Annotated in this window: 13 protein-coding genes; 9 read left to right on the plus strand and 4 right to left on the minus strand. The window is 66.2% G+C overall.

What is annotated here, in order from left to right; all coding sequences use genetic code 11:
- The first annotated feature begins 1 nt into the window (after window position 1).
- From LFT49_RS02375 to LFT49_RS02390, 4 genes are read left to right on the plus strand one after another with little or no spacing between them, the layout of a single operon-like run.
- Window positions 2–679, plus strand: coding sequence for a bifunctional 4-hydroxy-2-oxoglutarate aldolase/2-dehydro-3-deoxy-phosphogluconate aldolase (locus LFT49_RS02375; protein ID WP_236800708.1), 678 nt, complete (start codon window positions 2–4; stop codon window positions 677–679).
- Window positions 676–1,716 carry a sugar kinase gene (locus LFT49_RS02380; protein WP_237429645.1) on the plus strand — a complete coding sequence of 347 codons (1,041 nt, stop codon included), beginning with the start codon at window positions 676–678 and terminating at the stop codon, window positions 1,714–1,716. Before LFT49_RS02375 ends, LFT49_RS02380 begins: the two co-directional genes overlap by 4 nt.
- A gap of 57 nt (window positions 1,717–1,773) precedes the next feature.
- Window positions 1,774–3,003, plus strand: coding sequence for a D-mannonate dehydratase ManD (gene manD, locus LFT49_RS02385; protein ID WP_237429646.1), 1,230 nt, complete (start codon window positions 1,774–1,776; stop codon window positions 3,001–3,003).
- 45 nt (window positions 3,004–3,048) lie between these two features.
- Window positions 3,049–3,873, plus strand: coding sequence for a class I SAM-dependent methyltransferase (locus tag LFT49_RS02390; protein WP_237429647.1), 825 nt, complete (start codon window positions 3,049–3,051; stop codon window positions 3,871–3,873).
- 31 nt (window positions 3,874–3,904) lie between these two features.
- Here LFT49_RS02390 and LFT49_RS02395 read toward each other — a convergent pair whose 3' ends face one another.
- Complete coding sequence (locus LFT49_RS02395; RefSeq protein WP_236802988.1) at window positions 3,905–4,372, minus strand: MarR family winged helix-turn-helix transcriptional regulator; 468 nt, start codon at window positions 4,370–4,372, stop codon at window positions 3,905–3,907.
- Between the two features lie 184 nt (window positions 4,373–4,556).
- Between LFT49_RS02395 and LFT49_RS02400 the strand changes: the two genes are divergently transcribed.
- The 3 genes from LFT49_RS02400 (at window position 4,557) to LFT49_RS02410 (ending at window position 8,656) form a co-directional block, all read left to right on the plus strand.
- Window positions 4,557–5,588 carry a bile acid:sodium symporter family protein gene (locus tag LFT49_RS02400; protein WP_236800713.1) on the plus strand — a complete coding sequence of 344 codons (1,032 nt, stop codon included), beginning with the start codon at window positions 4,557–4,559 and terminating at the stop codon, window positions 5,586–5,588.
- A 123-nt stretch (window positions 5,589–5,711) separates the two neighbouring features.
- Window positions 5,712–8,177, plus strand: a complete 2,466-nt coding sequence (locus LFT49_RS02405; RefSeq protein WP_237429648.1) for a molybdopterin oxidoreductase family protein — start codon at window positions 5,712–5,714, stop codon at window positions 8,175–8,177.
- Window positions 8,174–8,656 (plus strand): hypothetical protein, encoded by a 483-nt coding sequence (locus LFT49_RS02410; RefSeq protein ID WP_236800715.1) that lies wholly within the window; start codon window positions 8,174–8,176, stop codon window positions 8,654–8,656. Before LFT49_RS02405 ends, LFT49_RS02410 begins: the two co-directional genes overlap by 4 nt.
- Before the next feature lie 9 nt (window positions 8,657–8,665).
- Here the strand turns inward: LFT49_RS02410 and LFT49_RS02415 are convergent, their stop codons facing one another.
- Window positions 8,666–9,448, minus strand: coding sequence for a MerR family transcriptional regulator (locus tag LFT49_RS02415; protein ID WP_236800717.1), 783 nt, complete (start codon window positions 9,446–9,448; stop codon window positions 8,666–8,668).
- Window positions 9,449–9,514: 66 nt separating this feature from the next.
- Window positions 9,515–9,814 carry a DUF4193 domain-containing protein gene (locus LFT49_RS02420; protein WP_018772148.1) on the minus strand — a complete coding sequence of 100 codons (300 nt, stop codon included), beginning with the start codon at window positions 9,812–9,814 and terminating at the stop codon, window positions 9,515–9,517.
- Between the two features lie 211 nt (window positions 9,815–10,025).
- On the opposite strand from LFT49_RS02420, the gene LFT49_RS02425 reads away from it, so the two are divergent.
- Both LFT49_RS02425 and LFT49_RS02430 read left to right on the plus strand, forming a co-directional pair.
- Window positions 10,026–10,646 carry a TetR/AcrR family transcriptional regulator gene (locus tag LFT49_RS02425; RefSeq protein WP_236800718.1) on the plus strand — a complete coding sequence of 207 codons (621 nt, stop codon included), beginning with the start codon at window positions 10,026–10,028 and terminating at the stop codon, window positions 10,644–10,646.
- Complete coding sequence (locus tag LFT49_RS02430) at window positions 10,643–11,692, plus strand: DMT family transporter (protein ID WP_236800719.1); 1,050 nt, start codon at window positions 10,643–10,645, stop codon at window positions 11,690–11,692. The genes LFT49_RS02425 and LFT49_RS02430 overlap by 4 nt, the downstream gene beginning before the upstream one ends.
- Here the strand turns inward: LFT49_RS02430 and LFT49_RS02435 are convergent.
- Entirely contained in the window at window positions 11,603–11,899 is a 297-nt protein-coding gene (locus LFT49_RS02435; RefSeq protein ID WP_236800720.1) for a DUF3040 domain-containing protein, read from the minus strand. The two genes, LFT49_RS02430 and LFT49_RS02435, sit on opposite strands and share 90 nt — an antisense overlap.
- Window positions 11,900–11,937 lie beyond the last annotated feature (38 nt).

An 11,937-nucleotide genomic window follows, 5' to 3' on the forward strand; every position in this document is an offset into this window, starting at 1 on the left:
TATGACATCCCAGAATCCAGCCGTTACCCCTGCCAGCCTGCTGGCCGGCATCCGGCAGGCCCGCCTTGTCGGCATTGTCCGCGGGAACGACGGCGGTGCTGCCGCCAAGGCCGCGCTGGCGGCAATGGAGGAGGGTTTCCAGTACGTGGAGATTGCCCTCACCACGCCCAACGCGCTGGAGGCGATCCGTGAGGTCCGCGCGGCTGCCCCGGCCGGCTGCCTGGTGGGCGCCGGCACCGTCCTCAGCGAGGCCGACGTCGAACGTGTCACCGCAGCCGGCGGCCAGTTCATCGTTACGCCCTCCCTGGCACCCTCGATCAGTGAGGCAGCTGCCGCCGGCATCCCGGTCCTGGCCGGGGCGCTGACGCCCAGCGAGGCCTATGAGGCGATGGAACGCGGCGCCACCGCCATCAAGCTGTTCCCGGCGTCCATCGGCGGGCCCGGCTACCTGAAGGCCGTGCGGGATCCCTTCCCGGACATCCCGTTCATCGCAGTGGGAGGGGTGGGGCTCAGTGAAGCCACCGGTTACTGGGAAGCCGGCGCCATCGCCGTTGGACTGGGCGGGCCCCTGTTCGGCACGTCAGCGTCAGGTGGGGACCTGACGGAAATGCGGGACCGCGCGCGCAGCTTCCTGGGCCTTGCCGCCGAATTCGCAGCCAGGACCGGTACCGGCTCATGACTGCTGGTACCGAATCCGCCCCGGACCGCCCCGCTCCGGTGGACCTGCTGACCTTCGGCGAATCCATGGTTTCGCTCCGGTCAACAGGCCCCCTGGCCAACGGCGGCACGCTGAACATGCAGGTGGCCGGGGCGGAATCGAACGTTGCCATTGGCGTCGCACGCCTTGGCCACACTTCCGCCTGGGCAGGGTCTGTCGGCGCGGATCCGCACGGCGAATTCATCGTGAAGCAGTTACGGGGCGAGGGCGTTCGGCTGCACCACAGCGTCCATGCGGAGCGCAGCACCGGGGTGATGTTCCTGGAACAGCGCACCGCCGACCTCAGCAGGGCCTTCTACTACCGTGCCGGTTCGGCGGGGGCCACCATTTCACGTCATCATGTGGCCGCCGCGCTGGACCAGGGCGCCCGGATCCTGCACCTGACCGGCATCACGCCTGCACTTAGTGCCGAGGCGCGGGACGCCGTGGAGTACGCCGCCGGACGCGCTGCCAGCGAAGGGATGGTGGTCTCCCTCGATGTCAATTACCGCAGCAAGCTCTGGTCCCGGGACCAGGCACGGGCGGTGCTGGAACCCCTGGCGCGGCACGCCACCATCGTTGTGGCGTCCGACGACGAACTGGACCTGATTGCCCCACCCCAGGCGGGGAGCGGCGCGGCAGGGCGTCCGGGCGATACCGGCGCCAGCGACGAAGCCACTGCCGACGTAGAGGCTTGTGCAGCCAGGGGGTTGCTGGAGGCCGGAGTCCGGGAAGTGGTGGTAAAGCGGGGCGCCGCGGGCGCCGCCGTCTATACAGCCGAGGGCCTTCTCGAAGCGCCCGCCCTCGCCGTGACCTGCCTGGACACCGTCGGGGCCGGCGACGCATTCACCGCCGGCTACCTTTCGGCTCTGCTCGGCGGTGCAGAAGTTCCCGAACGCCTGCACCGCGGCATCCTTGCCGGCGCCTTCGCAGTCAGCACCCGCGGCGACTGGGAAGGGCTGCCCCGTCCCGAAGAACTTGCCCTGCTCGATGCCGCCAGGGGCAGCACCCAGCGCTAACCCCCGCCAGGCACATAATTCCCACCGGTCCTGCCAACTCCAACCCGAAAGCCAGCCATGAAGATTGTCGCCGCTGATGTGTTTGTGACCAGTCCGTCCCGGAACTTCGTCACCCTCCGGATCACCACCGAGGATGGTGTGACCGGTATTGGGGACGCCACGCTGAACGGTCGCGAGCTGGCGGTTGCCGCGTATCTGCGGGAGCATGTGGCGCAGTTGTTGATCGGGAAGGATCCGCACCGGATTGAGGATACGTGGCAGTTCCTGTACCGGAGTGCGTATTGGCGGCGGGGTCCGGTGACGATGGCGGCGATCGCTGCGGTGGATATGGCGTTGTGGGATATCAAGGGCAAGCTGGCAGGGATGCCGGTGTACCAGTTGCTCGGTGGTGCTTCCCGGAGCGGGTTGCGGGCGTACGGGCATGCGTCGGGGGCCGATATTGAGTCGTTGTTTGATTCGGTGCGCGAGCATTTGGAGTTGGGGTATAAGTCGATCCGGATCCAAACCGCAGTTCCAGGCATCAAGGCTGTGTATGGGGTCGCGGCGCAGGCCCAGGCGTCGGGGGAGCGGTATGACTATGAGCCGGCGGGCCGGGGTGCGTTCCCGGTGGAGGAGGACTGGGACACCAGGGCGTACCTGCGGCATTTGCCTTCGGTGTTTGAGGCGGTGCGGAATGAGTTCGGTCCGGAGATCCCGTTGTTGCATGATGGGCATCACCGGATGACGCCGATCCAGGCGGCGAAGCTGGGCAAGGCCCTGGAGCCCTATGATCTGTTCTGGTTGGAGGACTGCACGCCGGCGGAGAACCAGGAGGGGCTGCGCCTGGTGCGTCAGCACACCACGACGCCGCTGGCGATCGGGGAGATCTTTAATACGGTGTGGGATTACCAGACGCTGATCAAGGAGCAGTTGATTGATTATGTGCGGGCGGCGTCCACGCACTTTGGCGGTATTTCGCCGTTGAAGAAGGTGATGGATTTCGCGGCGCAGTACCAGATCAAGTCCGGTTTCCATGGGCCGACGGATATTTCCCCGGTGGGGTTCGCGGCGCAGCTGCACGTGGGGTTGGCGATCCACAACTACGGGATCCAGGAGTACATGCAGCATTCGGTGAAGACCAACGAGGTGTTCGAGCAGTCCATGACGTTCGTGGACGGGTACCTGCACCCGGGCGACAAGCCCGGCATCGGCGTGGAATTCAACGAAGAAGCCGCCGCCGCTTACCCGTACCAGCAGGCCTACCTGCCCTACAACCGCCTCGTCGACGGCACCGTCCACGACTGGTAGGCCCTTCCCGTTGACCCCGCCGCCAGCCGGTGTGAGGATGGCGCCATGAACCAGATCGCCGCCTTCTACACCGGCCCCGGGAGGCTTGCAGCGGCCATCAGCGCTGCCCTGGACGCGGCCGGTGTGGACCGCGCAACGCTGCGGACGGCCGATCTCGCTGCTGTTGACGAGTTCCACATCCGTGGCCGCAGGGCAACCCTGGAAATCGTGGAAGCACTCGGACTCACCGCCCAGTCCCATGTGCTTGACCTCGGCAGCGGACTGGGAGGTCCCGCGCGGACGCTCGCCGAGCTGACAGGGTGCACCGTCACAGGTGTCGACCTCACCCCGGAATTCTGCCAGGTGGCGGCCGCGCTCTCGGAATGGATAGGCCTGTCCCACCGCACCCGTTTCCAGGTGGGGGACGCAACAGCCACCGGTCTTCCCGACGGGTCCGTGGACGCGGCACTAAGTGTGCATGTGGCCATGAACATCCCCAACAAGCACGCGCTCTATGCGGAAGCCTTCCGGGTCCTTCGGCCGGGCGGCCGGTTCGTGGTTTATGACGTTCTGCAGGGTGAAGGCGGGGCAGTGCACTACCCGGTGCCGTGGGCTGCTGACCCCTCGACAAGCTTTCCCGCGACCCTGGAAGACATGCGCGAACTCCTCCCCGCGGCAGGTTTTGATGTGATCTCGGAAGTCGACTCGTCGGACGAGAGCCTTGCCTGGTTCCAGCAGATGCTCGCCAAAATCCAGCGGGACGGGCCGCCACCAGTGACCTTCGCGACCTTCCTTGGCGAGAGCTTCGCTCAGATGACTGCCAATCAGGTAGCCAACCTCGCCGAACGGCGCATCCGGACCGTCATGTTCGTGTGCTCAAGGCCGTCCTGACGGGTTGGAAACCTTTGAAGCCGGGCGGCGTCTACTCCGCAGCACCCCACAGCGCTTTACGGAGCAGTCGCTTCAACTCCTGCGACTCCTCTCCGGACAGCACCGCAAGCTGATTCAGCTCCGCAACATCCATGGCAGCGCGGGCCTTGGCGTGCATCTTCCGCCCCTCCGCGGTGGAGACGATGATTTTGGCCCGTCGGTCCTGCTTTCCCTGCGCGCGCTCCACAAGGCCCCGCCATTCCAGGTCGTCCACCAGCGTGGACACTTGGCCCGGCTCAAGGTTCAGGAACTCGGCGACCTCGCGCGGAGTCGGCTCAAGTCCACTGCAAGCCAGCGCCAGGATGGAGAAGGAACGCTCGCGGAGTGCAAAGTCTGCCAGTGCCCGTTTGTTGAGTCCTGCTCCCCTTTCATGCAGCCGGGCGAGCAGGACGCCCATGTCGCTGCCCATCCTGGATGCCGCGAGGCGCGGGGGCTGAATTTCGGTGCCCAAGGCGGCCATCACAACTCCGGTTTTGGTAAAACAATCGTCGACTTATCGAAGGATCCAAATTTTCATGAATCGCGGGTGGGAACCGACATCGGCAGAATCTCGGGCAGGCGGCAGCATGTGATGGGGCCCGCCGTTGTTACCGTTCACGGTCATCAATTGGCGGAACCATCCCAGCCGGTGCCAGCATGGTTGGATGCTTGAGGCAACTAAACCCCAGAATTCCCCGGATGGGGCACCCGTCAACCCTGCGCTGGAAGCGGAAAGCAGGATCGCCCGTATCGCCGTGACGGTGTTCCCCATCCTGGTGGTGGCCGCAGGCATCATCGGCTTCCTGCTCCCCGGAGTCTTCAAGCCCATTGCCCCCAGCGTTCCGTACCTGCTGGGCATCATCATGTTCTGCATGGGCCTGACGCTCACGCCACCCGACTTCGCCGCGGTGGCCAAGCGCCCGTGGGCGGTGGCCCTGGGCATCGTTGCCCACTACATCATCATGCCCGGAGCCGGCTGGCTGATCGCCGGGGCCCTCAACCTTGAGCCCGAGCTGGCCGTCGGCGTCATCCTGGTGGGCTGCGCCCCCTCCGGAACGGCCTCCAATGTGATGGCCTTCCTGGCCAAGGGCGATGTTGCCCTCTCCGTAGCGGTTGCCTCCGTTTCCACGATCATCGCACCGATCGTCACCCCGCTGCTGGTCCTGTTCCTGGCCGGTTCGTACCTTCAGATTGATGCGGCCGGCATGGTGGGGGACATCGTTAAGACCGTGCTGCTGCCGGTGGTTGCCGGCCTCCTCGCCCGGCTGTTCCTCAAGAAGCTCGTCGCGAAGGTGCTGCCGGCACTGCCGTGGGCGTCCGCCGTCGTGATCTCCCTGATCGTGGCCATCGTGGTGGCCGGCAGCGCCAGCAAGATCATCAGCGCCGGGGCCATTGTGTTCCTCGCCGTGGTGCTGCACAACGGCTTCGGGCTGGGCCTGGGTTACCTGGCCGGCAAGCTGGGCCGGCTGGACGACAAGGCCCGGCGTGCCCTTGCCTTCGAGGTGGGCATGCAGAACTCGGGCCTGGCCGCCACGCTGGCCACTGCGCACTTCACCCCGCTGGCCGCACTCCCGTCCGCCGTGTTCTCGCTGTGGCACAACATCTCCGGCGCCATCGTGGCTGCCTGGCTGGCCCGGCGTCCGCTCCAGGACAAGCGCGAAGACAGGACAAGCGCCAGCCTCACAAAACAGGCCTGACCACCGCGATCACCTGTCCACTCACAGGAAAAGCCCGTTTCCCCTCCCCGATTGTGGGTACAGAATCGGGTGGGACAACGTCGTCTTACGCGGTCCCGCCAGTTCCGGACAGGAGATGGACAGATGACTCGGATTGACCGAATAGCTGAACCATGGGGGACAAGGACGCCGTACGGCAGCGGCGGTGATTGGCCGGTCAGGGTGGACACGCACCTGGCCGAGGGGGTGGCTCCGGAGGACGTGGACCGGTGGGTCCAGACGGCGTCGCTCCTCCACTCAAACGGTGACGCCATGGATATCGCCGTCAAGGACAACCGGATCGTCGGGGTGCGCGGCCGGGCCGTGGACCGCGTCAACCACGGCCGGCTGGGCCCGAAGGACCTGTACGGCTGGCAGGCCAACGCGTCCCCTGACCGCCTCACCAAACCCCTTGTCCGCGAGGGCGGAAAACTGGTGGAAACCGACTGGGACACCGCCATGCAGCGCGTGGTGGACCGTTCCAAGGCGCTGCTCGCGGAACAGGGCCCCAGCGCCATCGGCTTCTACACCACCGGGCAGCTGTTTTCGGAGGAGTACTACACCCTGGGCGCGATTGCACACGGCGGGATCGGCACCAATCACGTGGACGGCAACACCAGGCTCTGCACGGCCACGGCGGGTGAAGCGCTCAAGGAGTCGTTCGGCTGCGACGGCCAGCCCGGCTCCTACACCGACGTCGACCATGCGGACGTGATCGCCCTCTACGGGCACAACGTGGCGGAGACCCAGACCGTCCTGTGGACCAGGATGCTGGACCGCCTGGCCGGGCCCAACCCGCCCAAGATCATCTGCGTGGACCCCCGCATGACACCCGTGGCCAAGGCTGCCACGCTGCATTTGGCCCCGCGTCCGGGCACGAACGTGGCGCTGATGAACGGCATCCTGCACGAGATCATCAGCAACGGCTGGGTGGACCACGAGTACATCAACGCGCACACCGTGGGTTTTGCCGAGCTCGAAAAAGAGGTCAAGAACTATCCGCCCGCGCTGGTGGCAGAAATCTGCGGCGTCCCCGCGGAGCTGATCTCCGAGGCCGCGAGCATCATCGGCCACGCCGAAAGGCTTCTGTCCACCGTCCTGCAGGGTTTCTACCAGTCCAACCAGGCCACCGCGGCTGCGGTCCAGGTCAACAACGTGAACATCATCCGGGGCATGCTGGGCAAGCCCGGCTGCGGCATCCTGCAGATGAACGGCCAGCCTACGGCAGAAAATACCCGGGAATGCGGGGCCGACGGCGACCTGGCCGCCTTCCGGAACTGGTCCAACGACGCACACATCAAGGACCTCGCAAGGGTTTGGAACATCGACCCTATGTCCATCCCGCACTATTCTCCGCCCACCCACGTCATGCAGATGATGCGGTACGCGGAGGACGGCTCCATTCGGATGTTGTGGGTCAGCGGCACGAACCCCGCCGTCTCGCTGCCAGAGCTGGCACGTATCCGCGGAATCCTGGAACAGGAGCGGCTGTTCCTTGTGGTCCAGGACATCTTCCTGTCCGAGACCGCCCAGCTGGCCGACGTGGTGCTCCCAGCGGCCACGTGGGGTGAGAAGACCGGTACGTTCACCAACGTGGACCGCACCGTCCACCTTTCGGAGAAAGCTGTCGACCCGCCCGGCGAGGCCCGGCCCGACCTGGACATCTTCATCGACTATGCGCACCGGATGGGCCTGCAGGACAAGGACGGGCAGCCGCTGATCAAGTGGAATGATTCCGAGTCCGCCTTTGAAGCCTGGAAGGAATGCACCCGGGGGCGGCCCTGCGACTACACCGGCATCACCTACGACAAGCTGCGGGGCGGATCCGGCATCCAGTGGCCGTGCAATGAGGAGAACCCGGACGGCACGGAGCGGATCTACGCCGACGGGAAGTTCTGGGCGCACCCGGAGTACTGCGAAACCTACGGCCGCGACCTCATCACCGGAGCACCCGTGGACCCGTCCGAGTACAAGGCCCTCAACCCGGAGGGCAAGGCCATCATCAAGGCCGCCGAGTACATGCCGCCGCACGAGCTGCCCAGCCAGGACTTTCCACTACAGCTCATCACGGGCCGCACGCTCTACCAGTTCCACACGCGCACCAAGACGGGACGGGCACCGGAGCTGAACGCGGCGGCACCGGACGTCTGGGTTGAGTTGTCAGCGGACGACGCCGGCGCGTACGGGATTGCCGAGGGCGACCTTGCGGAGGTGGCGACGCCCCGTGGTTCCGTCCGTGCCAAGGTGCGGATCAGCGGCATCCGGAACGGCGTGCTTTTCCTGCCGTTCCATTACGGCTATTGGGACACCGACGGCGGCCACCAGCCGGACGGGGCGGGCCGGGCGGCGAACGAGCTGACCATTACCGACTGGGACGCCGCGTCCAAGCAGCCCATCTTCAAGACGGCAGCTGCGCGCGTCATCAGGGTTTCCGCCGGCGACGGTCCGTCCCCGGCACCCACCACCACAGCCTCGGCTCCGGTGGGCGGTTTTCCGGAAGGGGCCTCGACCAAGGGAATTCCGTCCGCGCTGGCCGATGAGGCTCCGCAGATCGCGGGAGGTGCACGATGAAATTCGGGCTTGTACTTGAGGAAATGCACCGGTCCGAAAACGACCTGGCGCACCATTTGTTGACCATCTCCGAACGGCACAAGGTGGACCACGAGGTCTATCACCTGGCCCGGGACCTGGCGCGCTGGTCACAGCAGCATGTCCGGGACATCGCCGCCATGGGCAAGAACTACGGGCTGGACCTTGACCCTGAGCCGCGGGACGAAATGGGATTGATGGAAACCATCCGCGAAAAGGGCAGCGAAATGGTGGGCCGGCGCCCCGAGACCGGCATGCTGCTGCTGCGGGACCTCAGGGAGCTCTACCTGAAGGCCTGCGGCGTATCGGCAGACTGGGAGCTGCTGGCCCAGGCTGCCCAGGGAATGAAGGACAAGAAGCTGCTGGGACTTGCCGGGAAGTGCCACCCCCAGACCATCCGCCAGATGAAGTGGGCCAATGGCAAGCTGAAGGAATCCGCCACGCAGGTCCTGGTCAGTTAGGGGAACCCGTCAGCTGACGGACCCGGCGGCGGCCTGGCCGGCGGCGCGGGCTTCCTGCAGGTGTGCCATCAGTGCCTGCAGCTGGTCCGCACTCCAAGGAAGCGGCCGGCTCAGTTCGGCGCTGTTCCCGTTCCACATGCTGCGGGCGGCGGCTTTGGTGCCCTCGCTGCTGTGGAACCTGGAACCCAGTTCATCCCAGCGGTGAACCAGCTCCCTGGCCTCCGGGCTGTTGGCCGGGACGCCGCCGTCGACCTGGCGCAGGCCTTCGTCGACCAGGCCCACCCACTCGGTTCTTGATTGATCGGTTGTTTCTTGCCCGAGCTGGCCGCGCCGCTCGTCGAGTTCCCGTCGTTGGTCCTCGGTGAAGTAGTTCTCAAACATGTTCATCCTTTCCAAGACAGTGGTGAAGTAGGCGGGGCCGGCATCCCCGTGATCGGTAAGGCGTCCCAGCAGATCCCTGATGGTCCGCTGGAGCTGCTCCAGCTGCAGGGCTTGCTCGCCCAAGGCGTTGAGCTGGCGCAGCAACAGCCTTGGCAGCGACTCCGCGTCCCCGCCGTCGGCCCCGTCCAACGCTGCAGCGATCCCACCAAGCGGCACCCCCAGGCTCCGCAGGGTTCGGATGCCGTAGAGGCGCCTCAGGTCCTGCTCCGTGTAGCGGCGGTGGCCTGAAGAGGTCCGGACGCTTGCCCGGAGGAGGCCGATGCTTTCGTAGTGGTGCAGCGCCCTGACGGTGACGCCGGTTGCGGCAGCCAGTTCGCCAATGCTCCAGATGCGCTCGTCCCGATCTTCCATACCGCCAACCGTAGGACCTGACGCGGCGTCAGGTTCAACCTCTGCCGGCAAGCCGCCGTCCCCCTGCTAGCCCTCACATTCCTTGCAGTACTTCTTGCCGTCTTTCTCCCGCGCCAACTGGCTGCGGTGGTGGACCAGGAAGCAGGACATACAGGTGAATTCGTCTGCCTGCACCGGGACCACCTGGATGAGGAGCTCCTCGTTGGAGAGGTCAGCGCCGGGCAGCTCAAAGCTGTCCGCGAGGTCCGTTTCGTCCATGTCGGGAGCGGCCTCCCGGCGGCCGGACTTATCGGACTTGAGCTCCTCCAGGGCGACGTTCGGCTCTTCCTCGGGAGTCACCCGCGGAGCGTCGTAGTCAACTGACATGTGGTGTGTTCTCCTGTCCAGGATTCGGTGCCCAGATTGTTCTGAACAGATCCACAACGCAGGACGCGCGCAACTAATTCCCATGGCCGCGGGTGGATTTCCGAGGACCTCATTCTAAGAATGAATACGGTGGTTGGCCGCCGCGTGGTGGTGACCGCGCCCCGATCCCGGGTAGTAGGTAGACTGGTATACCTACTACCCAAGGAGTCCCGTGACTGCTGCAGGCGTTCCGGTCACCCCTTCCACCGGCGTTGCGGCACGGCCGCGGCGCCCCGCCCGGGAGCTGCTGCTTGAGGCGGCTGCCCGCCTTTTCTATGCGAACGGCGTGGCCGCTACCGGAATCGATACCATCACCGCCGAAGCGGGCGTTGCCAAGAAGAGTCTCTACAACAACTTCAGCTCCAAGGCAGACCTGGTGGCGGGTTACCTCGAAGCCCGGCACGGGGAATGGCTGGGGCTCTACCGCAAGAGGCTGGAATCGGCCCACACCCCGCGTGAACAGGTGCTGGCAATCTTCGATGCGTACCTGGACCACGCCAACGTCGCATACCAGCACGGGTTCCGGGGCTGTGGGCTCCTCAATGCCGCAGCGGAGCTGCCCGCCGGGGATCCGGGCAGGGTCGCGGTGCGCCGCCACAAGGAGGAGGTGCAGCAACTCCTCGCGGAAAATGTGGCCACCCTGCTGCCCGGACAGCAGGAACGGACGCGGGTAACCGCCGCTCACCTGGCGTTCCTGCTCGAAGGCGCCATGGCCAGGGCAGGCCTGGAAGGAACCGGCGCACGCCTGAAGGAGGCGCGGCACATCGCCGGGCAACTGCTGGATGCCCTGTGAGCGGCAGGCAAAACCACCCGAAGGCCCAACTCTGGGGTGCCCTGGCCGTAGTGGCCGCATCGGTCCTCTGGGGCACCACTGGTACCGCTGCTACTTTCGCCCCAGGCGTGAGCCCGCTGGCCATCGGCGCTGCGGCGATGGGCCTGGGCGGTTTGCTGCAGGCCCTTTACGCGGCCCGTCATTTAGCGCGCCATTCGGCCGCCCTGCTGGAGCGGTGGCGCCTGGTGTCGCTTGGTGCGGTGGCCGTGGCTGTCTACCCGTTGGCCTTTTACACCTCGATGCACCTGTCCGGCGTAGCCGTGGGAACCGTTGTCTCTATTGGCTCCGCTCCGGTGGCGGCGGCCCTCATCGAACGCTTCGGGGACCGGAAACCCCTGAGCCGGCAATGGGTTCTCGGAGCCCTATTGGGAGTCGGCGGGGCGGCTTTGCTGTCCTTCGCCGGGCACGCACCGGCGGAATCAGCCTCCACAGGGGCGGGCGGCGATCCGTGGACCTCGACGGCGGGCATCCTCCTGGGGCTGCTGGCCGGCAGCACCTATGCCCTGTACTCCTGGGCCGCCCACCGGCTGACCGGCCAAGGGCTCACCGCTAGGGCCGCCATGGGTGCGGTGTTCGGGCTGGGCGGGCTCCTCTTGATGCCGGTCCTCGCGGCAACGGGCGGCCCGCTGCTGGAGTCCTGGCGCAGCGTCGGTGTGGGTGCCTACATGGCGGTGGTCCCGATGTTTGCCGGGTACCTTTTGTTTGGCTGGGGCCTTGCGCAGGTCGGGGCGAGCACAGCCACCAGCATTTCCCTGCTCGAAACGGTCGTGGCCGCCGTCCTGGCGGTGCTCGTGGTGGGCGAACGGCTTCCGGCACTTGGCTGGCTTGGCGCCGCCGTTGTCCTGGCCAGCCTGTTCATCCTCACGCCGCGGCGGAAGAGGCCCCGCCCGGGGCCGGGGCGCGTTGGACCAAAACTGTCAGCCGGTGGGCTGGCGCCCAGCGCTTCGGGCCAGCACAGTGGGGCCCAGCAGCAGGCAGGCGCCGAGCCCCAGCAACAGAATCCCTAGCACCACCGCTCCGGGCGCAGGGAGCCCCGCCCCGGCGATGATGAGCACCACGCCGATCAGGGCCGCTGCCATTCCAGGGAACAGTCCGGAGGGAAAACGGCGTGCGGGATAGCCGGACAGCAGCTCCATGGCCAGGTGGGGATCATCCGCGATCAGTCCCAGTTCCAGTTCCTTGAGCAGGCGTCGTTCCTCATCGGACATCGGCATGGCAGGCCCCTGTTTCCCTGGGAGGCGGTATCGATATT

This window comes from Arthrobacter sp. FW306-06-A (assembly GCF_021870055.1).
GTDB lineage: Bacteria > Actinomycetota > Actinomycetes > Actinomycetales > Micrococcaceae > Arthrobacter.